This is a genomic window from Viridibacillus soli (genome assembly GCF_016612995.1).
In the GTDB taxonomy this organism is placed as follows: Bacteria; Bacillota; Bacilli; order Bacillales_A; family Planococcaceae; genus Viridibacillus; species Viridibacillus soli.
In genome coordinates this window covers 1-26,796 of sequence record NZ_JAEOAH010000025.1, presented here as the reverse complement: position 1 = coordinate 26,796, position 26,796 = coordinate 1, and the positions used below count along the sequence as shown (strand labels likewise).

25 protein-coding genes and 3 riboswitches are annotated in these 26,796 nt (G+C 36.3%); of the genes, 17 read left to right on the top strand and 8 right to left on the bottom strand.

Translation table 11 applies throughout. The features are described 5' to 3' along the window. The first annotated feature begins 319 nt into the window (after window positions 1-319). Window positions 320-1,906: a catalase gene (locus JFL43_RS15460; protein ID WP_200749726.1), complete on the top strand. Its 1,587-nt coding sequence runs from the start codon at window positions 320-322 to the stop codon at window positions 1,904-1,906. Between the two features lie 47 nt (window positions 1,907-1,953). Here JFL43_RS15460 and JFL43_RS15455 read toward each other — a convergent pair whose 3' ends face one another. Beyond that, a complete protein-coding gene (locus JFL43_RS15455) occupies window positions 1,954-2,928 on the bottom strand; it encodes a proline dehydrogenase family protein (protein WP_100795746.1) in 975 nt (324 codons plus the stop codon). Between the two features lie 177 nt (window positions 2,929-3,105). Here JFL43_RS15455 and JFL43_RS15450 point away from each other — a divergent pair, with 177 nt between their 5' ends. Next, window positions 3,106-3,660: an NADPH-dependent FMN reductase gene (locus JFL43_RS15450; protein ID WP_200749725.1), complete on the top strand. Its 555-nt coding sequence runs from the start codon at window positions 3,106-3,108 to the stop codon at window positions 3,658-3,660. A gap of 235 nt (window positions 3,661-3,895) precedes the next feature. Here JFL43_RS15450 and JFL43_RS15445 read toward each other — a convergent pair whose 3' ends face one another. Continuing rightward, window positions 3,896-4,651: an ABC transporter permease gene (locus tag JFL43_RS15445; protein ID WP_200749724.1), complete on the bottom strand. Its 756-nt coding sequence runs from the start codon at window positions 4,649-4,651 to the stop codon at window positions 3,896-3,898. Next, window positions 4,648-5,379 (bottom strand): ABC transporter ATP-binding protein, encoded by a 732-nt coding sequence (locus JFL43_RS15440; RefSeq protein WP_200749723.1) that lies wholly within the window; start codon window positions 5,377-5,379, stop codon window positions 4,648-4,650. The genes JFL43_RS15445 and JFL43_RS15440 overlap by 4 nt, the downstream gene beginning before the upstream one ends. A gap of 394 nt (window positions 5,380-5,773) precedes the next feature. Here JFL43_RS15440 and JFL43_RS15435 point away from each other — a divergent pair, with 394 nt between their 5' ends. Continuing rightward, window positions 5,774-6,265 (top strand): methylated-DNA--[protein]-cysteine S-methyltransferase, encoded by a 492-nt coding sequence (locus JFL43_RS15435; RefSeq protein WP_100795750.1) that lies wholly within the window; start codon window positions 5,774-5,776, stop codon window positions 6,263-6,265. Window positions 6,266-6,684: 419 nt separating this feature from the next. Here the strand turns inward: JFL43_RS15435 and JFL43_RS15430 are convergent, their stop codons facing one another. Continuing rightward, a complete protein-coding gene (locus JFL43_RS15430) occupies window positions 6,685-7,230 on the bottom strand; it encodes a phosphoribosyltransferase family protein (protein WP_100795751.1) in 546 nt (181 codons plus the stop codon). Between the two features lie 136 nt (window positions 7,231-7,366). Further along, a riboswitch (purine riboswitch) is annotated at window positions 7,367-7,468 on the bottom strand. Window positions 7,469-7,653: 185 nt separating this feature from the next. On the opposite strand from JFL43_RS15430, the gene JFL43_RS15425 reads away from it, so the two are divergent. The 12 genes from JFL43_RS15425 (at window position 7,654) to JFL43_RS15370 (ending at window position 21,033) form a co-directional block, all read left to right on the top strand. After that, complete coding sequence (locus JFL43_RS15425; protein ID WP_100795752.1) at window positions 7,654-9,123, top strand: nicotinate phosphoribosyltransferase; 1,470 nt, start codon at window positions 7,654-7,656, stop codon at window positions 9,121-9,123. A 13-nt stretch (window positions 9,124-9,136) separates the two neighbouring features. After that, entirely contained in the window at window positions 9,137-9,964 is an 828-nt protein-coding gene (nadE, locus tag JFL43_RS15420; protein ID WP_200749722.1) for an ammonia-dependent NAD(+) synthetase, read from the top strand. Between the two features lie 183 nt (window positions 9,965-10,147). Further along, complete coding sequence (locus JFL43_RS15415; RefSeq protein ID WP_100795754.1) at window positions 10,148-10,804, top strand: nitrous oxide reductase accessory protein NosL; 657 nt, start codon at window positions 10,148-10,150, stop codon at window positions 10,802-10,804. Window positions 10,805-10,870: 66 nt separating this feature from the next. Further along, window positions 10,871-12,148 (top strand): right-handed parallel beta-helix repeat-containing protein, encoded by a 1,278-nt coding sequence (locus JFL43_RS15410; protein WP_325166691.1) that lies wholly within the window; start codon window positions 10,871-10,873, stop codon window positions 12,146-12,148. Further along, complete coding sequence (locus JFL43_RS15405; protein ID WP_234447816.1) at window positions 12,145-12,600, top strand: nitrous oxide reductase accessory protein NosL; 456 nt, start codon at window positions 12,145-12,147, stop codon at window positions 12,598-12,600. The genes JFL43_RS15410 and JFL43_RS15405 overlap by 4 nt, the downstream gene beginning before the upstream one ends. After that, window positions 12,600-13,412 carry an ABC transporter permease gene (locus tag JFL43_RS15400; RefSeq protein ID WP_200749720.1) on the top strand — a complete coding sequence of 271 codons (813 nt, stop codon included), beginning with the start codon at window positions 12,600-12,602 and terminating at the stop codon, window positions 13,410-13,412. Before JFL43_RS15405 ends, JFL43_RS15400 begins: the two co-directional genes overlap by 1 nt. Next, window positions 13,409-14,104, top strand: a complete 696-nt coding sequence (locus tag JFL43_RS15395) for an ABC transporter ATP-binding protein (protein WP_200749719.1) — start codon at window positions 13,409-13,411, stop codon at window positions 14,102-14,104. Before JFL43_RS15400 ends, JFL43_RS15395 begins: the two co-directional genes overlap by 4 nt. Window positions 14,105-14,283: 179 nt before the next feature. Then, a complete protein-coding gene (locus JFL43_RS15390) occupies window positions 14,284-15,234 on the top strand; it encodes an AAA family ATPase (RefSeq protein WP_100795758.1) in 951 nt (316 codons plus the stop codon). Further along, entirely contained in the window at window positions 15,231-16,436 is a 1,206-nt protein-coding gene (locus tag JFL43_RS15385; RefSeq protein WP_200749718.1) for a DUF58 domain-containing protein, read from the top strand. The genes JFL43_RS15390 and JFL43_RS15385 overlap by 4 nt, the downstream gene beginning before the upstream one ends. Next, the gene (locus JFL43_RS15380) at window positions 16,433-18,655 is read left to right on the top strand and encodes a DUF4129 domain-containing transglutaminase family protein (protein WP_200749717.1); all 2,223 of its coding nucleotides are present in this window, start codon (window positions 16,433-16,435) and stop codon (window positions 18,653-18,655) included. The genes JFL43_RS15385 and JFL43_RS15380 overlap by 4 nt, the downstream gene beginning before the upstream one ends. A 34-nt stretch (window positions 18,656-18,689) precedes the next feature. Continuing rightward, window positions 18,690-18,791: riboswitch (purine riboswitch) on the top strand. 161 nt (window positions 18,792-18,952) lie between these two features. Further along, window positions 18,953-20,485 (top strand): glutamine-hydrolyzing GMP synthase, encoded by a 1,533-nt coding sequence (guaA, locus tag JFL43_RS15375; RefSeq protein ID WP_200749727.1) that lies wholly within the window; start codon window positions 18,953-18,955, stop codon window positions 20,483-20,485. A gap of 398 nt (window positions 20,486-20,883) precedes the next feature. Continuing rightward, window positions 20,884-21,033, top strand: a complete 150-nt coding sequence (locus JFL43_RS15370) for a hypothetical protein (RefSeq protein ID WP_200749716.1) — start codon at window positions 20,884-20,886, stop codon at window positions 21,031-21,033. 567 nt (window positions 21,034-21,600) lie between these two features. Here JFL43_RS15370 and JFL43_RS15360 read toward each other — a convergent pair. Together JFL43_RS15360 and JFL43_RS15355 are read right to left on the bottom strand one after the other, a co-directional pair. Then, a complete protein-coding gene (locus tag JFL43_RS15360) occupies window positions 21,601-22,158 on the bottom strand; it encodes an HAAS signaling domain-containing protein (RefSeq protein ID WP_100795765.1) in 558 nt (185 codons plus the stop codon). A 1-nt stretch (window position 22,159) separates the two neighbouring features. Further along, the gene (locus JFL43_RS15355; RefSeq protein WP_100795766.1) at window positions 22,160-22,501 is read right to left on the bottom strand and encodes a PadR family transcriptional regulator; all 342 of its coding nucleotides are present in this window, start codon (window positions 22,499-22,501) and stop codon (window positions 22,160-22,162) included. A gap of 569 nt (window positions 22,502-23,070) precedes the next feature. Between JFL43_RS15355 and JFL43_RS15350 the strand changes: the two genes are divergently transcribed. After that, the gene (locus JFL43_RS15350; protein WP_200749714.1) at window positions 23,071-23,745 is read left to right on the top strand and encodes a YqeB family protein; all 675 of its coding nucleotides are present in this window, start codon (window positions 23,071-23,073) and stop codon (window positions 23,743-23,745) included. Window positions 23,746-23,924: 179 nt separating this feature from the next. On the opposite strand, the gene JFL43_RS15345 is transcribed toward JFL43_RS15350, so the two are convergent. After that, on the bottom strand, window positions 23,925-24,548 hold the full coding sequence (locus JFL43_RS15345; RefSeq protein WP_200749713.1) for a pentapeptide repeat-containing protein: 624 nt from the start codon (window positions 24,546-24,548) through the stop codon (window positions 23,925-23,927). A gap of 229 nt (window positions 24,549-24,777) precedes the next feature. Continuing rightward, window positions 24,778-24,879, top strand: a riboswitch (purine riboswitch). Between the two features lie 127 nt (window positions 24,880-25,006). Between JFL43_RS15345 and JFL43_RS15340 the strand changes: the two genes are divergently transcribed. Further along, entirely contained in the window at window positions 25,007-26,311 is a 1,305-nt protein-coding gene (locus JFL43_RS15340; RefSeq protein ID WP_200749712.1) for an NCS2 family permease, read from the top strand. A gap of 304 nt (window positions 26,312-26,615) precedes the next feature. On the opposite strand, the gene JFL43_RS22645 is transcribed toward JFL43_RS15340, so the two are convergent. Beyond that, window positions 26,616-26,796, bottom strand: a 181-nt coding sequence (locus tag JFL43_RS22645; RefSeq protein ID WP_234447815.1) for a hypothetical protein, incomplete at its 5' end; no start/stop codon positions are given.

Sequence of the window (26,796 nt, the reverse complement as noted above, 5' to 3'; positions counted from 1 at the left end):
AGGCTGAGTGAGTTAAATGAAAGCTTGAGTGAGTTAAATGGGAGACTGAGAGAGTTAAATCAAAGCTCGAGTGTATCAAATGAGCTCGAGTGAGTTAAATGGAAGGCTGAGTGAGTTAAATGAAAGCTTGAGTGAGTTAAATGGGAGACTGAGAGAGTTAAATCAAAGCTCGAGTGTATCAAATGAGCTCGAGTGAGTTAAATGGAAGGCTGAGTGAGTTAAATGAAAGCTCGAGTATATCAAATGAGCTTCCTAGTATGTTTAATTCAACCCAATACAGGACAAAATAGTCTTATTACAGCATAAAGGAGATTATTTTATGACCCACAATAATGATAGTCATGTTGAAGAGGAAGATACGCTTACCAATAGGCAAGGGCATCCGATTACGAGCAATCAAAATTTAAGAACGGTTGGTAATCGGGGACCGGCTACTTTAGAAAATTATGATTTCCTTGAGAAGATGAGTCATTTTGATAGGGAGCGGATTCCAGAGCGTGTCGTGCATGCACGGGGTGCTGGTGCACATGGCTATTTTGAGACTTATGGAACTGCAGGGAAGGATCCTGTTACTAAATATACGAGAGCCAAAGTTTTTCAGGAGAAGGGCAAGCAGACTCCCGTTTTTGTGCGTTTTTCTTCTGTTATTCATGGGGGTCATTCACCTGAGACATTGCGTGATCCACGGGGCTTTGCGGTGAAGTTTTATACAGAGGATGGCAACTGGGACTTAGTCGGTAACAATTTAAAGATTTTCTTTATTCGTGATGCGATGAAATTTCCTGATATGATTCATGCATTTAAGCCGGATCCGCTTACGAATATACAAGATGTGGAGAGATTTTTCGATTTTTGTGCAAGTTCGCCTGAAACTTTTCATATGGTAACATTCGTTTACTCGCCTTGGGGTATTCCTGCGAATTATCGTATGATGCAAGGTTCTGGGGTAAATACGTATAAGTGGGTGAACAGTGCTGGAGAGGCTGTTTTAGTTAAGTACCATTGGGAACCGAAACAAGGTATAAAAAACTTAACGCAAAGGGAAGCGGAAGAAATTCAAGCGAAAAATTTCAACCATGCAACGCAAGATTTACATGATGCGATTGAGGGTGGAGATTATCCTGAATGGGAATTGAATGTTCAAATAATGTCTGATAATGATCATCCTGAACTTGATTTCGACCCATTAGATGATACGAAGTTGTGGCCAGAAGACAAGTTCCCATGGCTACCTGTAGGGAAAATGGTATTGAATAAAAATCCTGAAGATTATTTTGCGGAAGTAGAGCAGGTGTCATTTGGAACAGGGGTATTAGTAGATGGCTTAGATTTCTCTGATGATAAAATGCTGCAAGGTAGAACCTTTTCTTATTCAGATACGCAGCGCCATCGTGTCGGGGCAAACTATCTACAGCTACCAATTAATGCGCCTAAGAAACGCGTTGCGACAAATCAAAATGGGGGACAAATGTTGTATAAACGAGATTTAGCGCAAGGGCAAAATCCGCATATTAACTATGAACCTTCCATGCTTGGTGGCTTGCAGGAGGCTAAGCAAACAGCAAAAGAATACACGCCTTTTATAGAAGGTAATCTGGTACATGAATCCATAGACCGGCAAAGTAATACGAAGCAAGCAGGCGAAACGTATCGTAATTTCGAGCAATGGGAAAAAGATGAACTTCTAGGAAATCTTATCGGCGACTTATCAAGCTGTGATGAGAAGATTCAAAAGGCGATGATAGCATTAGCTGAAGAAGCTGATACAGACTATGGTCGCCGATTAAAAGAGGGACTACAAAATGAAAAAGAGCACACGTCTACTCAAAGGCCACTAGCAAATATAGATGGTGATAAAGAACCTGAAATAGCTATTGAAAAAGGACATGATGCAGAACCTTATTAAAAAAGCATGAGGTTGGTTTCGTAGACCGGCCTCACGCTTTTTCATTTTTATTTTCTTCTTTTCGTAAAACGTCCAATGGCAAATGCAGCAGCTGCAACACCTAATATCGTATTTGTTTTTTTATTAAATACTTGTTTAACAATAAGCTCCATATTCTGTGGGCGCTCAGCTAAGCGACGCATAAAGTAGCCGTACCAATCTTGTCCAAATGGTACATATGTGCAGAAGTTGTAGCCTTCTTTTGCAAGTGCTACTTGCATATCACGACGGAAGCCATAAAGCATTTGGAACTCATATTTGTTATGTGGAATATTATTATCTTTGATGAATTGTTTTATATGATTAATGACATTATGGTCATGTGTTGCAATCGATGTGAATTTACCATTTAGTAGATGATACTCAAGTAATTGTATATAGTTTTGATTGATTTCTTCTTTCGTTTGGTAAGCAACATGACTAGGCTCTTTGTAAGCGCCTTTTACGATGCGTAAACGGTAGTTTTTAAACTTCTCAATATCTTCTTCAGCACGGAAAAAGTATGCTTGAATAACTGTTCCGATATTGTCATGGTCCTGAGAAAGCTCTTTTAACAAATCAAATGATGGTTGAAGGCGATCATAGTTTTCCATATCAAAGTTGACGAATATATCATATGTATCTGCTAATGCAACAATCTCTTTTAAATTATTGAAGCAGAAATCATACTCAATATCTAAGCCGAGTTGAGATGGCTTAAGTGAAATGTGAGCGTCTACTCCACTTTCGTGAATAGCATCGATTACAGCTAAGATTTGCTCTTTTGCGGCAGTTGCCTCTGCCTTGTCGTAAACAAATTCCCCCAAATTGTCTACAGTACATGAAATACCTAACGCATTCAATTCCTTAATACTCTCGATTACTTCTGGAATACTCGTTCCTGCTACAACGCTTTGAGCACCAAGTTTTAAACCGTATTTTTTAGCATTGTTATTTAAAAATTGATTTTCAGATAATTCGATAAAGAAATCTTTAAGTGACATATGCCATTTCCCCTTGTTGTAGTTTTTTTAAATTATATCACAATTTTTACAAAAAACATTATATTCTCACAATTAACGGATTTTTCACTGAGAAGGCAAATTATTTGAATATCCTATTTTTAGGGTATATGCTTAAATTGCTTTAAAATATATAAAAGAAGAGGATGTAGAGTATAAATGGTTATAAAAGTAAAAGCGATTATAGGTTCCACTAGCTCGACTTCAAATAATTTAAAGCTTATAAAATTTATGAAAACACGTTATGCAGATAAACTGGATATAATCCCAGTTCTAATTAATGATGTTGAAATGTTCTCAATAGATATCGAAAATAACCCACCAGCCGGTGCAAGAGCATTCAAAGAAGATGTTGGAAATTCTGACGCTGTATTATTTGCAGTTCCGGAATACAACTATTCAATTCCAGGTGCATTAAAAAATGCAATTGACTGGTTATCTCGTGGTGGTGATTACACAATCAAAGACAAACCAGGATTTATTGTAGGTTCATCAATGGGTGTTTTAGGTAGTGTTCGTGCTCAAATACATTTACGTGATATCCTTTCAAACCCAGCTTTAGTGCCAGTATTACTTCCAGGAAATGAAGTATATATCGGAGCAGTCCACACGAAGCTAAACGAAGCTGGTGAATTAACAGATGATGGTACAATTGCGTTCCTTGACTCTGTAGTAGAAAACTTTATAGCATTTTACAACAAGCACACTAAATAATTTATAATATCCCAGGTGTGTTGATTAGGTGAATATTAGGTTGTTATTTACCGTTAAAATGGTTTTTTATGTTCGATATTAACGTATGTTACTACATTTTTAGTTGATTGTAGCCGAGGGTGCTCGACTCCTACGGGAAATGCAAGGTTAATCAACACGCCTAATAGTACCCCTGTACAATTAATATGACGCAAAAAGCTCCTTCTCTAGAACGAATAGAGAAGAAGCTTTTTATTTAAAATTTTTCCTTTAACATTTGCATACGGTCATTAAATAATGTTGGATAGGACAAAAATCCAAGGAAAATACTCGACATAGCAGCTGTTGTTAGCAAGATGAAAACGATTAGTAATTGGAATTGTACAGCTTGAATGGGGTCAGCACCAGCAATGATTTGACCACTCATCATTCCGGGTAGTTGTACAAGCCCAATCGTTTTCTGACTTTCAATCGTTGGAATCATACTGGCCTTAATCGCACTAATAAGTTGGTGATGAGTAGCCTGCTTTGGTGTGCCGCCTAATGATAGAATAAGTTCGACTTGATCGCGATGAGCACTCATTTCAGCAGTAAAACGATTTAAAAATAAAATTGATAATACCATGGAATTCCCAATTATCATACCGCTAATCGGAATAATATATTGCGCTGTTGCAGGGACAATTTGGAAACCGAGTATAATGCCCTGTGTCAACACTTCAACAGTCAGTAAAGTAAAAGCAATTTTCCACGTAATACCGTCTATTGATTTGCCCTTTTTACGTGCATTTAATGTAGCTGTACCAATCATTAAAGCAATCATTAAGAATATATAAATGAGATGCTCCGAATCAAAAACAAACTTTAATACATACCCGACAGCGAGCAACTGAATAATGGAGCGTACCGTCGCAATAAAAGTATCTTTTTCTAAACCGAGATTTAATGTTTTGGACAAAATTAACGGAATCAATACGAATATCAATGTTAAGGATAATGCTAAATAGCTCATTCCATAACCCCCTGTACAAAGCGTTTCACAAGTTCGTTTTGAGGGTTTTCCAATAGCTTGCTTTCACCGGTTTCAATAACTTCGCCTTTCATTAAAACCCAAGTGTAGTGACCGATTTTTAATGCTTGCTCTAAGTTATGGGTAATCCAAATCATCGTTACATTATATTTATTATTGATTTTAACGATAAGTTCTTCGATTTCCTTCACTGAAGCACGATCAAGAGCAGAGGTGATTTCATCTAATAATAAAATTTCAGATTGGTTGACTAGTGTTCTCGCAATCGAAACTTTTTGACGTTGCCCACCGGATAAATCAACTGCATTTTTATTTAAAAATGACCGATCTAACCCTACATCTCCTAAGTAAGAAATAGCACCGGTTTCTGCTAATTTCTTATTTTGCAATTTTAATGGAAGTTCTAAATTTTCGTAAACAGTACCTTTAATCATAGGTGCAGACTGCAATGCCATCCCTACATTTCTACGTAAATCCACCGGATTATACGTAGAAATGAGTTCATTATGAATGAAAATTTCACCAGCGGTAGGGGAGATTAAGCCATTGCACATTTTCAGCAAAGTTGTTTTGCCGGCACCAGACGGTCCTACGAGCGTTGTGATTTTTCCTTTTGGAAAAGATCCTGTAATGTTTTGAATTATTTTAGAATCACCAATTTGGAAGTCAACGTGATTGAGATGGATGGCGGGCTCATATACTTTTTCCATTTGTAAGCCTCCTGAAAAGAAATCTATACTACCACTGTAACATAGTTCAAGAAGCTGTCTCTACTATGTATAGGGGTGTTATTTTTTAATAAGAAAGCGCATGAATAGAATCTCGAGTGAGATTTTCAATATATTGCTTTTATACTCTAAATCAGCACTTCAAACAAGAAAAAGCCGAATACTATAACTATAATAAAAAGTAAGGAGTAATCTGAAGGTGAGTAAAGATAATAGATCACGTCCGAATGAGGGACAGTGATAGGTATTATACCTATAGAATACTTGCAACAAATACGTATAAAAATACGGAACTTCAAAATATATCTAGACAATTTTAAATAATAATTGATGAAACGCCAAAGCGTTTTTGAGACAACAACGGAGGAATGTTAACATGACTATGGAAATCTATTGGACGTTTTTAGAATATGAAGATTGGACAATCTATTTGGCTGCAACAGAGCAGGGGCTAAACTATGTAGGGATTAGTATGGACGAGTTAAATGCTGGCTCTGCAAAACGATTCAAAGAGTACAGTCTAGTAGAGGATGATGGAAAACTAGCCGCATATAAAGAAGAGCTATTAGCTTATTTAAAAGGTGAGAGAAAAGAGTTTATGATGAGACTTGATGCAGGGGGTACGAAATTTCAACAGTCCGTTTGGCAAGCATTAAAGGAAATTCCATACGGTGAAACCACAACATACTCAGCGATTGCCAATCAAATTAATAATCCAAAGGCAGTACGAGCAGTCGGTACCGCAATTGGTGCCAATCCAATTTTGATCATTGTGCCATGTCACCGTGTCATCGGAAAAGATGGCCAACTAACAGGATTCCGTAGTGGTATTCCAATGAAAAAAGCACTACTTGCGTTAGAACGATAATGCAAATAGGACATTGGTAAGTGTATTTTATTTATTACCAAAATGATGAAAAAAAATTGAGTTTCTTCCTATATAAAAGAAGTAGTTAATTAACATGATAAGCACTTGCAAAAGTATTACCATCACTTTACAAGCGTTTTCTATTGTGCATAACAAGTCATTTTCTGTTGAATCGGCTAATTTTGTATGATTGTTTGGTGAATCTTAAGTTGCTAGTAATCTTGTAAGTAATTAATTTTTTTTGGCTTCTTTGTAGTTTATTTGCCTAGATTTCCCTCAAACGATAACTCATAAATTTAAGAAGCCTAAGCATCTCTATTTTTAATATGAAACCTAATATCAAAAGAAAACATATTTTTTAATTTTGACAAAATAAAAACCAATTCAAAGTATATTGAACTGGCCTGTACAATTTGTATTCATTGTTCATGGACGAATAAAGGCAATTCCGCTAAAAAGATGATATCATCTCTTTCTGCGGCGGCGCCTTCGGCTAAAATTGCTGCTTTTGCAATAACTCGACCACCTGCTTTTGATACTAGCTCTTCTAATATCTTGATGGATTCACCGGTGCTGATGATATCATCAATGATTGCGACACGTTTGTATTTAATAAAGGCCATATCTTGAAAATCGAGACAAAGGATTTGCTTTTCTTCTGTGGTGATAGATTGTACTTCATGGATGAGAGGGTCGTTCATATAAGATTTTAATGATTTACGTGCTACAACATAGCGTGGTAAGTTCATTTGTTTTGAAAGTTCATATGCTAGAGGAATTCCTTTTGCCTCTGCTGTAATGATTACATCTATATCGGGTAGCTTTTTAGCGAGGGCTACAGCGGTTGTATCGACCATTTCTGTGTCACCTAAAATAATAAAGCTAGCTATGGATAGATTTCTTTTAATTTGAATAATAGGTAAATGGCGCTTTAATCCAGCAACATGTAATTCGTACGTTTTCATTGAATAAAATCCTCCGATTTTTTAAAAAATGACTAATGAAACAAATTCAAAAAATACCCGATAGAATTGTAAGAAATGGGTTTCTAATAGTCTCTGCATTTTCAAATGATTTAAGTCATTTCATTTTAAATCATCAAAAAAACGTGACACATTCCAAAATAGGGCCATTTAAGGTTGTTCTGTAGATAATTTCAGTACAAATTACTGAAATTATACGGGATTATTCGATTTAGAAACAATGTTAACACCATTAAAACAAATGTTCAAATCAATAATTTATGGATTACTGGATAAAATAGGTAATTTCCACTTAAAAAATGATGAGAAAATAGATGCCAATATAGAATTGTGTTTATGAAAACATGTTTGCAGGTAAATAGTGTATACTATGACTAATTACGATGGTGGAAGAAGGGACTAAGTATGAAATCGAAATATCCAGATGATAGCTTAGCGCTACATACAGACTTATACCAGATCAACATGGCAGAATCGTATTGGGCCGATGGTATACATAATAGAAAAGCAGTGTTTGAGCTGTATTTTAGAAAATTACCATTTGGCAACGGTTATGCAATTTTTGCTGGTTTAGAAAGAATGCTGGACTATTTACGTGATTTCCGTTTTAGTGAAAGTGATTTAGAATATTTGCAAAATGATGTAGGTTATAACGAAGATTTTATCGAGTATTTGAGAGATTTACGTTTTACTGGGGACATCTATTCAATGGTTGAAGGCGAACTTGTCTTTGGTAATGAACCAATTGCTCGTATTGAAGCGCCATTAGTAGAAGCGCAATTAGTTGAAACTGCTCTTCTTAACATTGTCAATTACCAAACATTGATTGCCACAAAGGCGAGCCGTATTAAGCAGATTGTAAAAGATGAAGTGGTAATGGAATTTGGTACACGCCGTGCGCAAGAAATGGATGCTGCGATTTGGGGTACACGTTCAGCGATTATAGGTGGATTAGAATCTACAAGTAATGTACGTGCAGGTAAGTTATTTAATTTGCCGGTTTCAGGTACACACGCACACTCACTTGTTCAAGCTTATAAAAATGACTACGAGGCGTTTCATGCATATGCAAGACGTCATAAAGATTGTGTCTTTTTAGTCGACACATATAATACATTAAAATCGGGTGTACCAACTGCGATAAAGGTAGCGCAAGAACTTGGTGACAAAATTAACTTCATAGGTATCCGTTTAGATAGTGGTGATATTTCGTTTTTATCAAAAGCTGCACGTAAAATGTTAGATGACGCTGGATTCCCGCAAGCAAAAATAGTTGTATCGAATGATTTAGACGAATATACTATTTTGAATTTAAAAGCTCAAAATGCAAAAGTTGATATGTGGGGAATTGGAACAAAATTAATTACCGGTTATGATCAACCTGCTCTAGGTGCGGTGTACAAAATCGTATCTATTGAAAAAGAAAATGGCAAAATGGAAGATACAATTAAAATCTCTGCCAACGTAGAAAAAGTGTCTACACCGGGCATGAAAAAGTTGTATCGCATTATCGATCGTGAAAATGGTAAAGCAGAAGGTGACTATATTACGATGTATGATGAAGATCCACAACAAGAGGAGCGCATTAAAATGTTCCATCCTGTACATACATTCATCTCGAAATTCGTCACTAATTTTGAAGCGAAAAACTTGCACACAAAAGTCGTTGAAAATGGACAAATCATTTATGATAGTCCTTCTGTTCAAGAGATGCGTGAATATGCAGCGAGTAATTTAGAGTTACTTTGGGATGAATACAAACGTTCTCTAAATCCAGAGGAATACCCGGTCGATTTAAGCCAAAAATGTTGGGATAATAAAATGCGCAATATTCAAGAAGTCAAAGATATGGTCGAAGAAATTGAGCTTGGCTAAGGAGCTAAATTGTATGGCAAATTTACAGCAACAAATTATTGAGGAATTACGAGTGTTACCAATAATTAATGTGCAAGAAGAAATTCGTCGCTCTGTTGATTTCCTAAAAGCATATGCCTTAAAGCATTCCTTTGTAAAAGGTTTTGTTCTAGGTATCTCAGGTGGCCAAGACTCCACTTTGAGTGGCAAACTCGCACAAATAGCTGTCGATGAATTAAATATACAAGCAGGTAGCGACAAATATTCTTTCTGGGCTGTTCGCCTACCTTATGGAGTGCAAGCAGACGAACAAGATTGCCAAGATGCAATTAATTTTATCCAACCGACAAAAGTGTATACAGTGAATATAAAAGGAGCTGTAGATGCTGGTGTCAAAGCATTGGCCGATGCCGGAGTCATACTTTCTGATTTTGTTAAAGGAAATGAAAAAGCACGCGAACGTATGAAAGTGCAGTTTGCTATTGCAGCAACAAATGCTGGTGTTGTAATCGGAACTGACCACGCGGCAGAGGCAATTACAGGATTTTATACTAAATTTGGTGATGGTGGAGCGGATGTTGTACCGATATTCCGTTTAAATAAACGCCAAGGGAAGGCATTACTTGGTGAGCTAGGATGTCCAAAGCATTTATATGAAAAAACGCCAACAGCAGATTTAGAAGAAGATCGTCCTTCATTGCCAGATGAAGAGGCACTTGGTGTTACATATGATCAAATTGATGACTATTTGGAAGGTGAAGAAATTCCTGAAGCTGCACGCAAGATGTTAGAAGAGTATTATTTACGTTCACAACATAAACGCCATTTACCGATTACGGTTTATGATGATTTTTGGAAGTAATTGAATAGGATAGACGAGCCGAATGCCTTTGTGGGTATTCGGTTTTATATTGGATGAATTTCTTTGATATGAACATTTTTAGCACTAAATGTCACACTTATTTTACTGATTTTTCACAGTTACTTTCATCTTCTCTCACATTTATTATATATAGTTATAGGTATATTTAAGGGGGAGAGTTAAGTGAAGAAATTATCATGGATATTATTAGTATTAGTTGTAGCGGTGTTGACTGCATGTGGGCAGGATGACAAGGCATCTAATTCTGATTCAGGGAAACAGAAGGAGACTACTGAAGCAGAAACAACTAACAAAGAAATTACGGTTACAGCAAGTAATGCCGTGGACGAGCGTTTGAAAGAACCAACTAAAGATTCACTTTGTGAATACTGCAATATGGAAGTTTATGAAGCAACACATGAATATGGTGCATTTAGTGTGCAAGGTATTAAAAAAGACGGTGCAACAGCATTTTTTGATGACATTGGTTGTATGTTAAATCAAGAGCGCGTCGATGGTGCTAAGATGGATAAATTCGTAAGAGACTTTACGTCAAAAGATTGGTTGAAATTAGATGAAGCAGTTATCGTACAAGGAGATATAAAAACACCAATGAGTTATGGTTTTGCTTTCTTTAAAGATCAAGAAGGTGCTGATGCGTTTATCGCTGATAACAAAGGAGCAAAAGTTGTTGACGTTTCAGTAATTGATGAAATAGCACACGAGCGCTATAAAAAGAAAATGGAAAAAATGAAAAATAAGGATTCTGAAAGTAAAATGGATAAGGGTTCTCACGGACATGATGACTCTAAGTCAGATTCCGATAAACATAACCATTAATAATGCGTCAAAGGCTAGGGAGATCTCTAGCCTTTTTGTCGTTTCAATGGAGGTGGATTGTTCTTGGTGAAAAAGTGGCTTTTACTAAGCACATTGTTCCTGCTAGTGGCACTCCCTGCTAAAGCAGAAACGATGGACTTACAGCAGTTAATCGACGCCACACCAGCTGGTGGTGAGCTACAACTTCAAGATGGTATCTATAAAGGCTCTTTCCGGATAAATAAACCTATTAAAGTGATTGGTTCAAAAAATACGATTCTACAAGGAACTGCAAAAGAAACATTGCTACAAATCGAAAATAGTAATGATGTAACACTTGAAAATTTGCAACTAAAAACAGCTAAAACTGGTATAGCTGTAAAGAAGGTAAACCATCTATATATGAGTGGATTAAAGCTAACGTCTATGTATAGCGGTGTCCAACTTAACTATGCAGAGGATGTTGAGATAGCGGAAACAATAATTCAAGGAATAGATGGACATTATTCTAAAAAAGGTAATGGTGTAGCGGCTTTTAATAGCAAGCGACTACAGATGAACGGCCTTCAAATTAATCAAGTGCAAGACGGTCTATACATTGAAAATGTTTCGCAGATTGAGTTGCAAAATAACGTGATAAGAAATAGTCGCTATGGCATTCATTTCATGTATACGGAAAATGCCAAGGCTATTGAAAATAAATTCAATAAAAATGTAACGGGCATAATGCTTATGATGACAAAAAATACTGATTTACAGCGTAATGAAATAAACGAGCAAAATGGCTTGAATGGCTTTGGTGTTGTATTGTTCGATGGGCAAAACATTGACGTTGAAGGCAATGTTTTTCAATCAAATAGAACGGCCATTTCAGCACAAAAGCTACAACGGTCTACTATGAAAGAAAATAGATTTCAGATGAATCAAAGTGCTGTAGAACTTATTCGTTCTAATGCTGAGAATAGCGTCATAGAAAATGATTTCATTGGCAATATCGTTAATTTGCGGTCAGATGGTTCGGAAACGACGATACAACATAACTATTACGATGATTATGATGGCATCGATGTAGATGACGATGGCATTGGTGATTGTTCTTATGTGGCTTTGCAGAGTTTTGGCCAATGGATGGTCAGACAGCCAGCTTATCAATATTTTGTCGAATCACCGAGTGTCGTTTTATTAAACGAAATGGATAAACAAACGAATGCGATAGAAACGGATCAATTAGTCGATGAAAAACCGAGAATGATGAGTTTGCAAAGTGTAGAGCAACCTCAAAAACGGAATATAGGGAAAATTGTAATTGGCATTGCAATTGTCTTAAGCGGACTATGGCTATGGAGAAGGGAAGCGGCGATATGAAAATGAGATGGATACTGCTAGTAGTGATGTTGGTTGCAATGCTACAGGCATGTGGTAATAAAGAATATAAACCAAGAGAAATCGTCAGTGAAACGGATGTATGCGAAGTGTGTAATATGAGTATTGTACATGAGGATTATGCAGGGCAAATAGCGCTGAAAAATGGCGATTATAAAATGTTTGATGACTTAGGTTGCTTAGTTGAGTATATGGAGGACATGGATAATGACAATCTAGGTCAAGCTTTTATTAAAGACGGAGGGGGCAAGGACTGGGTCGATGTGAAGACGGCTAGCTATGTCTATGATAAAGAAACGTGGACGCCGATGTCTTATGGGGTTATCGCATTCAAATCTGAAGGGGCGGCAAAAGATTGGATGTCTGAGAAAAAGGTTGGTAAGCTTCTAAGTTTCGCTGATTTAGAAGATTTCAAGTGGGGAGTTCATCACTAATGAATGCACTTTTTATAAGATTAGAGTGGAAGCAAATGTTGAGAAGTCGTTGGATGCAGTTAGTCGCCGTATTATTTGTATTGATCTTCGCAGCGATTTCATTGATTCAGCAAATTGCTTTACCAGATGGGTCAAGTTTTACTAGACAGACGGCAAGTTTTTTAAATTTATTATTATTCCTAATACCCTTGTTTATTTTAACAATTGGTAGCATGGGGGTGGCGAGTGACCTTGAGTCTGGCTGGTTTTCGCTGTTGAAAACATATCCAATGACAGTGACGCAATATATTGTTGGCAAATATATCGCATTGCTTCTATCTTTTTTTATGATTTTGATATTGGCATTTAGTGTTGTGCTAGCGATGAGTGGATTTACAGGGCAAGTGAGGTTGCCTCTTGTTTTTGTAGGGTTATCTTTTATGACGGTGTTTATTTTTGCGGCACTTGCAATACTCTGTGGTGTCATTGCGAAAAGTCGCTTGCATGCATTGGCGTTGTCATTAGTTGTCTGGGCATTTGCATTGTTGTTGTTGTCGTACATGTTAATGGCCGTTGGAACACTTGTTGCGGGGCATATTCTGCAAAAGTTAACGATTGTTATGATTCATTTAAATCCTGCTGAGTGGATTCGCTTTGGCTATTTTATATTCTCAGGACAGCCGTCTGTTTTAGGACCATCATTTTATGACTTTACGAATTTTTATAGTTCAGCAACGGGATTTGCTGTTTATGCTGTTGTAACGCTGTTATGGATTGCCTTGCCACTAGTGCTTGCACGATCTTTATTAAATAAAAGGGGGTGTCAAACATGATTGTCGAAGGAAAAGCGCTTGTGAAAAAATATTCCGAGAATCAAGGGCTTCAAGATGTAACCTTTTCTTTGAATGAAGGTCGGATTATTGCACTCGCTGGTGGTAATGGAGCAGGGAAAAGTACGCTTATTCGACTGTTAATTGGTGAAGAAAAGCAATCGAGCGGTGAAATTTGTTGGGCAGGTGAACGGTCTATTAGTTATATGCCGGATGATATTAATTTTCCAACTGCACTTACAGCAGCAGAAATTTTGCAGTTATTAGCCGGGCTGAAAAAAGTGTCGGCAGCTGAACGTGAAAAGGTATTGAAGCGTGTTGGCTTGTGGGAGTATCGTAAGCAGAAGGTGAGCCAATTTTCAAAAGGAATGCGTCAACGCTTGAACTTAGCACAGAGTTTACTTGGAGACGAGCGGTTAATTGTTTTAGATGAGCCGACAAATGGGTTAGACCTGCTATGGATTGCAGAATTGAAAACGATTTTACAAGAACAAAAACAAATAGGTAGAACAATATTATTTTCAACGCATTTATTGTCCTTTGCTGAAGAGTTAGCGGATGATGTGCTTCTATTGTATGAGGGGAAGGTGTTGTTGGAAGGTTCGATTCATACAGTTTTAGATCAGGCGAAATGCAATCATTTAGAAGAATTATTTATGAAGAAAGTAGGGTTAACAAAGAATAGAAATGTGTAATACTAATGAAAGTGTGGCTCATCGCAGTCATGCTTTTTATTTTGTTAATGATTTGTAATCGAACGAGACCAGAAGTGCATGGTATAATAATGCCAATTATATATATAAATTCAGTGCATAAGACTTATTTTTTGTCTAATACCTAAAATAATAGACTTTGTAAAGTGGAGGTTCAATTGATGGAGACACAAGAAAAGCTTCAAGAGATCGTACGCAATATTGAAAAAGTAATGATAGGTAAAAAGCATATAGCGGAATTGAGCGTAGTTGCATTACTTGCACAAGGTCATGTTTTACTAGAGGATGTACCTGGCGTTGGCAAAACGATGATGGTACGTGCTTTAGCGAAATCGATAGGGGCGCAATTTAAGCGCATTCAATTCACGCCAGATTTACTACCTTCTGATGTGTTAGGTGTATCCATTTATAACCCAAAAGATATGGAATTCCATTTCCGGCCAGGTCCGATTATGGGTAATATCGTATTAGCTGATGAAATTAACCGGACTTCACCAAAAACACAGGCAGCTTTACTTGAAGGTATGGAAGAAGCAGCTGTGACAATTGATGGGGAAACATACAGCATTCCAAAACCATTTTTCGTTATGGCAACGCAAAATCCGATTGAGTATGAGGGTACATATCCATTACCGGAGGCACAGCTCGATCGATTTTTATTGAAGATGAAAATGGGGTATCCATCTTATGAAGATGAAATTGAAGTACTTCGTCGTGCAGAACAGGGCAAACCGATTGATTCATTAACATCTGTTATTACATTAGAGGAATTAATCACTTTGCAAAAACAGGTGAAAGATGTTTTCGTTGATGAAGTTGTGAAAGGTTATATCGTTGATTTATCTCGTGCAACGAGGGATAGCCAGTATGTTTATTTAGGTGTTAGTCCACGTGGTTCGATTGCACTGATGAAAGCTGCGCAAGCTTATGCACTAATTCGTGGACGTAGTTTTGTAACACCTGATGATGTGCAATTTTTAGCACCATTTGTGTTCTCACACCGTTTAATGTTACGCCCCGACGCGCGTTATGATGGAGTCTCACCTGAAGAAATCATAGGGCGCATTATGATTAATACAGCTGTGCCCATTAAAAGGTCTACAAACCAATGACGAGGAGTAGATTACGATACGTTTCAGGGAAAATAATACGCCTGATGCTACTCGTTTTGCTACTGCTTAGCACATTGGCATTTGGCATTATAGAAGGCGGCTTTGTAAGCTGGTTTATCTTCTTCATGATTTTGCCTTTCGCTAGTTATTCATTGCTGTTATTTTTCACCCCATTGAAAACAATGGAAGTGGAGCGTAGTCTTGAAGCGGGACGTATGAGAAACGGTGATTCGTTGAAGATGACGATGACTTTAAAACGAAAAATGAGTTGGCCCATTGCATATGCAGTAATTCATGAAGCGATGCCAAGTGAAGTATTGGCAAATGCAACAACGGAACCGATGCAAAGATTATTGTTAATTGGTTTTAAAAAGCAAGTTAAGTGGACATATGAAATTGAGGAAATACCACGTGGGGAGCATCAATTACAAGGTATTGAAATGACGGTAAGTGATTTCTTTGGATGGATTCAAAAAACAGAACTGATACCGGCGAAGCGTACTGTTGTCGTATATCCTAATGTGACGAAGATGATTTTTAGACCACTCGAAATGAGTATGCAAACAGGGAATAGCCCAGTGTCATCAGCTATTGTGAGAGATACGACGATGGTGACAGGTTTGCGCGAATATCAAGCCGGCGACCGCATGTCTTGGATTCACTGGAAAACATTTGCTAAAACAGGAGAGCTTCGTACGAAGGAATTTGAGGATCAACAATCACAGGATCTATGCCTTGTATTAGATTGTTCGCCATCATCATTGTTTGAGGATGAGGTTGAATTAGTTGCTTCCATTTTGAACGCTGTTGTCCGTCAGCAAATAACATTGTCTTTTCTATCAGCAGGTAGAGAGCGCGTGTATTTTGATTCGATTCAAACAGAAAGTCAGTTGCAGCAGGCGATGTTCCATTTAGCAGGTGTGCAAGACGAACTGTTGGATTCGGTAGGACCCCTATATGGTCAAGATCGTACGTTAGCAAATGCTGCTCAAATTCTATTTGTGACAAGTGAGCTGACAGCTGATTGGTTGGATATTTTGACAACATCTCGTGGCTGTGTATGCTTTGTCGTTCGCAACAAAGGACAAGTAATGTCTATGCAGGAGCAGGCTATGGAGAAATTGGCTCATGTACGTGGTATTAGAGTAATTACGATTGCCAAAGAACAATTCGCAGATGCTTTTATGGGGGTATTGAAATGACAAAAACCCCCACCACGAAAACGATTAGTTTATTGACGATGTATACAATGATTTTCTTTATGCTAAGGGAATGGCTTGTGCCTGTTGTTGAATTGACTGATACAGGTCATTTAAAATTATTTTTATTATTCGTTGGCATTTGTTTAGTAGCAAAAATAGTACATTTAAATGGTTGGGTAGCGGCTAGTATTAAACTCGCTTTTGTATTGTGGTTTTTGATGTACGTGTACACAGGAACAAAAGTATTCTCTGTTGAGAGTATCACAACATTAGGAAGTGATATTCAAATCAGTTGGCAAGCTTTGATTCATAGAGAATGGGATGGTGTGACGAATTCGTTTCGTAGTATATTATTTTTCATTTTACTGTGGATGACGGTTTATTTAATTCATTACTGGGTGACCGTGAAGCATACGATTATTCATTTCTTAATCGTAACAGTTATTTTTTTAGCATTATTGGATACGTTAAGTGATTATAATGCTAAATTTGCCATTATTAGAATCATGATTTTAGGGTTACTTCTATTAGGGACTTTATATGTTAATAATTTATTTGAATCAAATGATGTGGAGAGAAAAGGGGCGAAGTATATCGCTGTTCTCATTCCGTTAGGGGTCATGCTTGTTGCGAGTACTGTATTTGCTTATGCAATGCCGAAAAAAGGACCGATGGCAACGTTGCCGCAGTCAATTTCTACATTAATTGACCAACAAGGTAAAAATGATTCCACTATCGGGAAGATTGGCTATGTCGAAGATGATAAACAATTAGGAGGACCATTTAAAGAAGATAGCCGTATCGTCTTCAATGCAACAGCAGAGAGTAAACAATATTGGCGAGTGGAAACGAAAGATATTTATACATCTAAAGGTTGGGAACGTAAAAAAGGTGATGTATATGTTGAGATATTTGACTATGGTGAGAATATTCCTTTAAGCATTAAGCCAGGAAGTAATGTCAATCAGACTAGTGCAGGAATTAAGATGCATAAAGATTTCAAATTCATCATGCAGCCATATGGTTTGAAAGCAGTTGAGGGCAAAAAAACAGGAATCTCTTTCTATCGAGAAATTGACGGAGAAAAAATTCGTCCGTTAAAAGACAAAAAAGAAATTGCATTAGATGCCTACGCAGTATCTTATAGTTCACCAAAATATAGTTTGAAGACGTTAGAAAACACACATACTAATGATTTGAAAAAGTTATCAAAGGATTATGAAGCGTATTTACAATTACCTAAAAAATTACCGAAACGTGTGAAGAAACTCGCGATTTCTATCACAGAGGATGAAAAGAGCTTATACGATAAAGCGAATGCTATAGTAAGCTATTTCCGCAATAATAAATATGTTTATAATCGCGAGGATGTAGCAATTCCGGGTAAAGATGATGATTATGTCGATCAGTTTTTGTTCGATACTAAAGTGGGCTATTGTGATAACTTCTCAAGTTCAATGGTCGTTCTGCTACGCTCTGTTGGTATTCCAGCACGTTGGGTAAAAGGATTTTCTGAAGGTGAAGAAATTAAAGATGCTGACGGAGATAAGAAGGAATTTGTCATCACAAATAATAATGCACATTCATGGGTGGAAGCGTATATGCCTGGAGTTGGTTGGATGTCGTTTGAACCGACAATCGGCTTTGATGGTTTTGATAATGTGCTGGATGACGTAGATGAAAAACAAGAACCTACACCGATCAATCCAAAAAAAGAAAAAGAAAATGCGAAGCAAAAAGAGGCAAAAAAGAAGGAAAAAGAACAGCCAAAAGAAGAAAAAGCAAAGCAAGAAGAAGAGAAAAAACAATCGAAGAAAAAGCAAGATGAAAAGTCAGCACCAAATATGTTATCAACGAAAATAGTAGCGGCTATAGTTGGTGCTTTGGTAGTGATAGCTTGTCTGCTATTCTTATTGCGCAGAAAGTGGATTCCAAAAGCAATCATTGCGTTTTATCGTATGAAGAAACCTGAACAGATATCATTAGATCATGCATACCATCTACTTCTGAAACAATTAGAGCATGTAGGCTTGAAAAAAGGGAATGGACAAACGTTACAAGACTTTGCACGCTATGTAGATGAGCGATATAGTACGACGCATATGAGTAAAATAACGACTTCATATGAGCAACAAATTTATAGTAATGAAAAAAGTAAAATAAATTGGTTAGAACTGAAAGAAAGTTGGGAATATTTAATCAATAGTACAAGCGGTTGATTTTAACCGTTACAACCTGTAAAATTGAGAAAAATTATAATGACTGAGTTACCCTCATATATATTCGAAAATAAGGTTCGGATGTCTCTACCAAGTTGCCGTAAATGACTGGACTATGAAGGTGGATGAAGACGCGAATATTTCGTGTGCAAAAATTCACCTTTTGATGTAGAGCATAAGAACGCGTATGAAGAAAAACTTTCAGACGCGTTTTTTTCGTATTGTAGTGTAAAATGAGAAGGTAGACAGTTATTAATATTAGAAGAGGTGGAAACGTTGTCAGCTAGTTCAATTTTAATGGATCAAGAAAAAATTATCGTTCTTGACTTTGGTAGCCAGTATAATCAGTTAATTACTCGCCGTATTCGTGAGTTCGGAGTTTATAGTGAATTGCATGCACATACTGTAACTGCAGAAGAGCTAAAAGCAATGAACGCAACAGGTATTATTTTCTCTGGTGGCCCTAACTCTGTATATGATGAAAATGCATTCCACATAGATCAAGAAATTTTCAATTTAGGTCTTCCTATTTTGGGGATTTGCTATGGTATGCAATTAATGACGCATGCTTTAGGTGGGAAAGTTGAAAAAGCTTCACACCGTGAGTATGGTAAAGCGGAAATTCAAGTATTAAATGATAATGCTTTATTCGGCGAATTACCAAAAGAACAAGTTGTTTGGATGAGTCATGGTGATTTAGTAACTGAAACACCAGAAGGCTTTGAAAAAATCGCAACAAGCGCTTCATGTCCAATCGCTGCAATGGCAAACACTGAGCGTAAATTTTACGCAGTTCAATTCCACCCAGAAGTACGTCACTCAGTTTACGGAAATGACTTACTACGTCAATTCGTATTCGATGTATGTGGCGCTAAAGGCGACTGGTCAATGGAAAGCTTCGTAGAAATTGAAATTCAAAAAATCCGCGAACAAGTTGGCGACAAAAAAGTTCTTTGTGCACTTTCAGGCGGCGTAGATTCATCAGTTGTTGCTGTTCTGATTCATAAAGCAATCGGTGACCAATTAACTTGTATGTTCGTTGATCACAACTTAAACCGTAAAGGTGAAGTTGAACAAGTTATGAAAACTTTCACTGAAGGTTTCAATATGAAAGTCATCAAAATCGATGCTCGTGAGCGCTTCATGAGTAAATTAGCTGGCGTTTCTGACCCAGAGAAAAAACGCAAAATCATCGGTAACGAATTCATCTATGTATTCGATGAAGAAGCGTCTAAATTAGAAGGTATGGATTTCCTTGCTCAAGGTACTCTTTATACTGATATTATCGAGTCAGGTACAACAACTGCACAAACGATCAAATCTCACCATAACGTAGGTGGACTTCCTGAAGATATGCAATTCGAACTAATCGAACCATTAAAAACATTATTCAAAGACGAAGTACGTGCACTAGGTTCAGAACTTGGACTATCTGATGCAATCGTATGGCGTCAACCATTCCCAGGTCCGGGTCTTGCAATCCGCGTACTTGGTGAAGTAACAGAAGAAAAATTAAACATCGTTCGTGAATCAGACGCCATCCTACGCGAAGAAATCGCTAAAAATGGTCTTGACCGTGACATCTGGCAATACTTCACGGTACTTCCTGACCTTCGCAGTGTAGGTGTAATGGGAGACCAACGTACGTATGATTACGCAATCGGTATTCGTGCTGTAACTTCAATCGACGGCATGACATCTGACTGGGCACGTATCCCTTGGGACGTCCTAGAAAAAATCTCAGTACGTTTAGTAAACGAAGTTGATCATATCAACCGCGTACTGTATGACATTACGTCTAAGCCACCAGCAACTATCGAGTGGGAATAGGACTGTTCAGTAATATAAACTAAACAGGTTATAAACGCAGTCATATCAATGTCTAACGTAGTTTGTTAAGAACTAAATCAATGATTAACGTACAACTATTGATATTTCAAAAATTAAACTCTCTTTTAGTTATTTAAAACAAATAACTGGAAGAGTTTTTTGTTTTAGTTAAAATTAGCGACTTGATTGATGACTTTAAAATGAATCAGCAAATTTAAGGTCGTAAAGATAAGTATAATGAATACCATTTGGCAATGAATTATTTTACTAAGTTTTTACTGATATATGCAAGGTTAGGCAGTACACTAATAAAGTAAAAAGGTTTACTTCAGTAAAATAAGGTATATTATATTTGTTGAATAGATTCTCTTTAAAGACAAGAAAAGTAGGTGAACAAAGTGGGAAAATATCAATTGGATACCAAAGGTCAGGTGGCTGTGGCAAAGTATCATGAAAAACACAAGCCTGCCAAATTTGATAAAAAGCAGCAACTTGAAAAAATACGTGCGGAGTATTTGGAAAAAAAGCAAAAACAAACAGATAAATAATATGAATGAAAACATAGGAAGACTAAAATCACCCTATGTTTTTCTTATTCGAAGTTCTTTTTTTCAATTGATGATAGAGTTTATTATTCTCCTAAATTTCAGATTCGGTGACAAAAAACTCGTCATCAGATATCCATTCCTCACTAATTGATTTTGACATTGAAACGACATAGCCGTTATTCAAAATAATAACGTTGTAAACAGGGGGTTCACCAGCTACTATTGAGGACAAGAATTACATGATTTGAACGGATTTTTCTGTTTTGATAAAAAGCGTAAAACCCATGTGTATCAATGGTTGGTGAGTGTACTGTATGACATTACGTCTAAGCCACCAGCAACTATCGAGTGGGAATAATGGGAAAAAGCTATAAACCTTTAATTTATAAGGTTTATAGCTTTTTTTATCTAGATAGCTCCTTTTGACTCCAGTGCAGAGGAAATTTATCTCCTCAGAAAAATTTTAGTAAGGAAGTTGTTTGTACAATTTGTATCGCTAATATATTTTTCTTACATAAAGAAAGTCATGATAGAAAACGGTTTTTATAAGAAGTATACAATGCAAGACTAATGTAGTGTTTGATAGTTTTTTGAAACGTTAGCTAAATACTTCTTCAAAATCATCCATAATTTTTTACTTGCAACATAAAACAGAAAAGTAAACGGGATAGCTGCAGGAATACTAAGAGCTGCTGGAACTTCCCAAAATCCAAGGTTAATTATAGCAAAGGGAACATTGAATCCCAACCATGTACCGACTGTTTTAATGACTGCTGCGATAGGTGTGATAAAGGCACATACATATAAGCTTGCTGATAATATTGAAAGAAATGGGATAACAATCATACCGGAAAAACCAGTGATACTATAAAAAGCAATTAAGCGAAATAACTGTTTTAAATTAAACGTTGTGTTTTTAGCCAATGTTTCACCTACATAAGATTTAGCTAAGTTAATAGGATCGCCCATGTTTTTCAATATAGTATCTATATCTAGTTGTTGGTCTATGTGCATTTCATTTACATGGCTTTTAATTTCGTTGATAATATCTGTTTTTTCAGAAAGTGATAGTGGTTTTAGGTGATGAAAAACTGTCTGTAAATATTTCTCTACTTTTTGGTCCACGCTACTCTTCCTCTCTTAATTGAAGTTCAGAAATAACTGCTACTAAATCAAACCATTCATTAGACATCAAATCCAAATATTCTTCTCCTTTATCTGTAAGTTCGTAATATTTTCTTGGAGGTAATCCTTCTAATGAATCTTTCCAAAATGACTCAAGATAATCTTCCTTCTGCAATCTTCTTAACAGCGGATATACAGTACTTTCTTTCGCGGCTATAATATTCCACTGGCTAATTTCATGAATGATTTCATATCCATAACGAGGCTGTTTATTTATTAATAGTAAAATACAATATTCTAAGATACCCCTTTTTAGTTGTGATTTCCATTCATTAATATTCACATTGTCACCTGCCTCTTACATGGTATATCGTACCGCACAGTATATCGAGTGTAAATTTTTATTATATATATGCATTAATTACATATATGGATACTTTTTGTGTATCTATAGACAAAAGACGAAGGAATAATTTAGTATAAAGATGCACCTTAATCAAGTAGAACCATTTTTAAAATTATGGGTTATTGAAATAAATAAAGCATATTTACATCAAACTGTATATTCAGTCGTGTCAGCATTTAGGAGTAGAGAAGCTAATTACAATCTAAAAGAGATTCAAGAACAGGATATATTATTAAATGTATTAAGTGAATATACTTTGCATGCGAATTGCTAGAAAGAGACTGATGAAACATTTATACGGAAAATAAAAGAAGTGCAGCAACTATTTAATGATGTATTATACATATTTTACAAAAGACTGCGGGGTTCAACTTAGTAGAAAGAGCAGGTCAGGGTTTTGGCGTTAGTTTTAGATTATCTATTTAATTACAAAATGCTAGATATGAAAATTGACTAATTGGAGAAAAACGATTACAGATGTCATGAAGTAATGGGAGGGGATAGCGATGCATCAGTCAACCGTGCATTTAAATTTCTCTAAAGGGGATAAAATATTTTTATGGCTTATTCTGCCGCTAATTGGTTTAGTAATCGGTTATTTTTTACCGTCGATTTCAGATTGGGCAAGTAAGTTAGAATGGATTCCGTTCCAGGGGCCATTTAAACTTGTGGCCAGTCTCAATGCGGGATGGGTTATTTTTGCAACGATGGCATTAGGGTTTGTAGGAGGTATTATTTTGACACTATTCATTTTCGATGAAATTTTGAATATTTATATTAACGAGGAAACATTAGTATTTAAAATTGGGGAAATCGATGTGAGTTATAACAAAAAAGATATTGAATTTATTTATGTGGATCAAAAAGATGTAGTGGTTATTGGTCATGATGGCCAAGAGCTTTTTAGATATAAAAAAGAAATTGGCGATAAAATCTTGAAAGAAGAGCTAGGGGAACACGGTTATACTTTTAACGAGGGCAATCCATATAAGGAGCAGTTCAAGAAATGGGTGCCAGGGTTAACGGATTTATCGCTTGAAGCAAATGCATTGTTGAAGTCAAGAGAAATGTCTATCGAGAACGATGATAAGGAAGAGGCTTTACAAATAGTAATAGAATTGTGGAAGCTCAATGTTTCTGTGAAAGAAGTAGGATCAAAGCAATATTATAGAGTTGTTTGAATAATAATAGCCGTACCTCTTAACTAATAGGGACGGCTATTTTATATACACTATTTCAGGTGTGTTGATTAGGGGGATATTAGGTTGTTATTTACCGTTAAAATGTTTTTTTATGTTCAATATTAACGTATGTTACTACCTTTTTTAATTGATTGTAGCGGAAATCAACCCGCCTGGCATTATTTAATATTAATACCAAGAACGGAGACAATTGCGGCAGCTTGATCATGACGAATGGATAAACCTTTTGCTAAGTCTGGATCTAAATTAAGCTGTTCAAAATAACAAGTTGATAAATCGATTCCTTTTAAAATTGTATCTGAAAAGTCAGCACCATTTAACTCCATTCCTTGAAACTTTACATTTGTCAGCTTTACATTTTGCAAAGTACTTTCATTTAACTGACCATCTTTAAAAGCGACGGCATTCATTTTCGAGTCGGAAAAGGTTCCGTAGTTTAAAAGACAATCGAGCAATTCGGCATTTTTGAGCTGTGTGCGGAAGAAGCTTGAACCAATTAGTTTGCAAGTGTCGAACTGGACGCGATAGAAAACCGACCCGGCAAAATTACAATTGGATAAATCGCATTTCGCGAAAATGACATCCAAAAACTCCATATTAGTAAAATCATCTGTTAAAAAAATGCAGTTTTCAAATTTAACTTCGTTTACTTGGCGAGTACCAAAGCGGCAATCAATTTGGCATCCTTTTAGAAATGAGTTCGCTTCAATTTCCTCTAGCAGAATCTCTTGTTGTTCTATTGTTGTTACATAATGTTGTGAAGGTTCAATGATTTTAGTCATATAATATGTCCTCTCCAGTCCCGTTTATACCATCTTATCAGTAAAACGTTGTCTTCACATACTAATAAAATCATTAAATAGAGTACCTATTGTAATGATATGGTAGCTAAAGATATAACAATTACAGAAAAAAATAGCTAATACACGAACTATAATATCCAAAAAGATAAAAATGTTCGGATAATGTATTGTAAGTGAAGGGGAAGCATGATATATTATCTACTATAAATAAATAAATAAATAACGTCGTCGTATAATCACGGGAATATGGCCCGAGAGTATCTACCAAGTTACCTTAAAAAACTTGACTACGATTAAAAGAATTGGCTTTGCCGATACTTTTATTAACTTGTGAGTATGAATACTTAGCAAGGAATCGTAGGCATTCGACTATTTTTAATTAGTTGCATGTCTTTTTTATTCTCAAAAATGTATGAGACGACATACGGAGGATTATCATGAAAAAGTATTTCCAATTTGAAGAACTTGGAACAAATTACCGCCGCGAGATTATAGGTGGTATTACAACATTCTTAGCAATGGCTTATATCTTAGCGGTGAACCCAGGGATTTTAGGGGACGCTGGTATGGATAAAGGTGCTGTGTTCGTAGCTACAGCATTAGCAGCAGCAGTTGGTTCATTGATTATGGGTATTCTCGCAAAATTCCCAATCGCATTAGCGCCAGGTATGGGACTTAATGCATTCTTCGCTTACACAGTAGTATTAACATATGGTATTCCATGGCAAACAGGTTTAACAGGCGTATTTTTCTCAGGTATAATTTTCATTATCTTATCGTTAACAGGTGTTCGTGAAACAGTTATTAATGCAATTCCAACGCAATTAAAATATGCAGTATCAGCAGGTATTGGTTTATTTGTCACATTTGTTGGTTTACAAGGTGCAGGAATTATCATCGCTAGCCCGGCAACGCTAATCACATTAGGTGAATTTACAGGTGCAACATTATTAGCAGTGTTTGGTATTGTTGTAACAGTCATTTTAATGGCTAGAAAAATTCAAGGTGCTATTTTCTTAGGTATCGTCATTACTTCAATTGTTGGTATGATTTTCAGTCTAGTAGCAGTACCTACAGCAATTGTATCAGGTATTCCAAGCGTATCGTCAACATTTGGTGTAGCGTTAGATCCAATCTTTAATGATCCGGGCTCACTATTTAATACTAAATTCTTAATCGTTGTATTAACATTCTTATTCGTAGATTTCTTTGATACAGCAGGTACATTAATGGCTGTAGCAAACCAAGCAGGTTTAGTTAAAGATGATAAATTACCACGTGCAGGTCGTGCTTTAATGGCAGATGCACTTGCAACAACAGTTGGTTCTTTATTCGGTACTTCAACTACAACGGCTTATGTTGAATCTTCATCAGGTGTAGCTGCCGGAGCTCGTTCAGGTTTCTCAGCAGTTGTTACAGCGGTTTTATTCCTATTTGCATTATTCTTCTCTCCATTATTAAGTGTTATTACTCCAGCAGTAACTGCACCAGCTTTAATAATCGTAGGGGTATTAATGGTTTCATCATTACGCTTAATCGAATGGGATAAATTCGAAATCGCAGTACCAGCGTTCTTAACAATGATTATGATGCCATTAGGCTACAGTATCGCAACAGGTATTGCAGTAGGTTTCATCTTCTATCCAATCACAATGTTATTAGCAGGTAGAAAGAAAGAAATTCACCCATTGATGTATGTATTGTTCTTTGTTTTCCTTGCTTACTTCATCTGGGTACGATAATTAAAACAGTATTATATAGAAGAAGCTCCCTCTAAATGGTAGGGAGCTTCTTTCTTTATAGTAAGAACTAACAAAGATGTTTACATTGTATATTAACTTTTTACTAGAAAACTATTGCAACATATTACTAAAGATGATATAGTAAATAACGTTGTCACTAAGACAGCAACTTACAACTTAAATAGTTGGTTAAACACTTTGAATTAAGTTGTTGACAACGTGATGTTAAGTTGATATGATATAAAAGTTGCTGATTGAGCAACACTAAATTAGTCAGGACGATAACTTAGAAGAAAAGAAATTTTCAAAAAGTTGTTGACAACGAAATGTTATCTTGATATAATAAGTGAGTCGCTAAAGAAGTGGCGAACGAAATGAACCTTGAAAACTGAACATGCAAGACGTTAATCAATAAATGTTTTGAACGCCAACCCTGTTGGTGGATTAGAACGAAATAGATATCATCTTCGGATGATACGCTAGCA

What these genes read in the sequence shown, in the direction of transcription:
- JFL43_RS15340 (WP_200749712.1), top strand. Translation starts at nt 25,007, where the DNA reads ATGAAAAAGTATTTCCAATTTGAAGAACTTGGAACAAATTACCGCCGC.
- nadE (WP_200749722.1), top strand. Translation starts at nt 9,137, where the DNA reads ATGGCAAATTTACAGCAACAAATTATTGAGGAATTACGAGTGTTACCA.
- JFL43_RS15455 (WP_100795746.1), bottom strand. Translation starts at nt 2,928, where the DNA reads ATGTCACTTAAAGATTTCTTTATCGAATTATCTGAAAATCAATTTTTA.
- guaA (WP_200749727.1), top strand. Translation starts at nt 18,953, where the DNA reads ATGGATCAAGAAAAAATTATCGTTCTTGACTTTGGTAGCCAGTATAAT.
- JFL43_RS15405 (WP_234447816.1), top strand. Translation starts at nt 12,145, where the DNA reads ATGAAAATGAGATGGATACTGCTAGTAGTGATGTTGGTTGCAATGCTA.
- JFL43_RS15445 (WP_200749724.1), bottom strand. Translation starts at nt 4,651, where the DNA reads ATGAGCTATTTAGCATTATCCTTAACATTGATATTCGTATTGATTCCG.
- JFL43_RS15460 (WP_200749726.1), top strand. Translation starts at nt 320, where the DNA reads ATGACCCACAATAATGATAGTCATGTTGAAGAGGAAGATACGCTTACC.
- JFL43_RS15450 (WP_200749725.1), top strand. Translation starts at nt 3,106, where the DNA reads ATGGTTATAAAAGTAAAAGCGATTATAGGTTCCACTAGCTCGACTTCA.
- JFL43_RS15435 (WP_100795750.1), top strand. Translation starts at nt 5,774, where the DNA reads ATGACTATGGAAATCTATTGGACGTTTTTAGAATATGAAGATTGGACA.
- JFL43_RS15385 (WP_200749718.1), top strand. Translation starts at nt 15,231, where the DNA reads ATGACGAGGAGTAGATTACGATACGTTTCAGGGAAAATAATACGCCTG.
- JFL43_RS15345 (WP_200749713.1), bottom strand. Translation starts at nt 24,548, where the DNA reads ATGACTAAAATCATTGAACCTTCACAACATTATGTAACAACAATAGAA.
- JFL43_RS15425 (WP_100795752.1), top strand. Translation starts at nt 7,654, where the DNA reads ATGAAATCGAAATATCCAGATGATAGCTTAGCGCTACATACAGACTTA.
- JFL43_RS15395 (WP_200749719.1), top strand. Translation starts at nt 13,409, where the DNA reads ATGATTGTCGAAGGAAAAGCGCTTGTGAAAAAATATTCCGAGAATCAA.
- JFL43_RS15380 (WP_200749717.1), top strand. Translation starts at nt 16,433, where the DNA reads ATGACAAAAACCCCCACCACGAAAACGATTAGTTTATTGACGATGTAT.
- JFL43_RS15400 (WP_200749720.1), top strand. Translation starts at nt 12,600, where the DNA reads ATGAATGCACTTTTTATAAGATTAGAGTGGAAGCAAATGTTGAGAAGT.
- JFL43_RS15350 (WP_200749714.1), top strand. Translation starts at nt 23,071, where the DNA reads ATGCATCAGTCAACCGTGCATTTAAATTTCTCTAAAGGGGATAAAATA.
- JFL43_RS15430 (WP_100795751.1), bottom strand. Translation starts at nt 7,230, where the DNA reads ATGAAAACGTACGAATTACATGTTGCTGGATTAAAGCGCCATTTACCT.
- JFL43_RS15390 (WP_100795758.1), top strand. Translation starts at nt 14,284, where the DNA reads ATGGAGACACAAGAAAAGCTTCAAGAGATCGTACGCAATATTGAAAAA.
- JFL43_RS15440 (WP_200749723.1), bottom strand. Translation starts at nt 5,379, where the DNA reads ATGGAAAAAGTATATGAGCCCGCCATCCATCTCAATCACGTTGACTTC.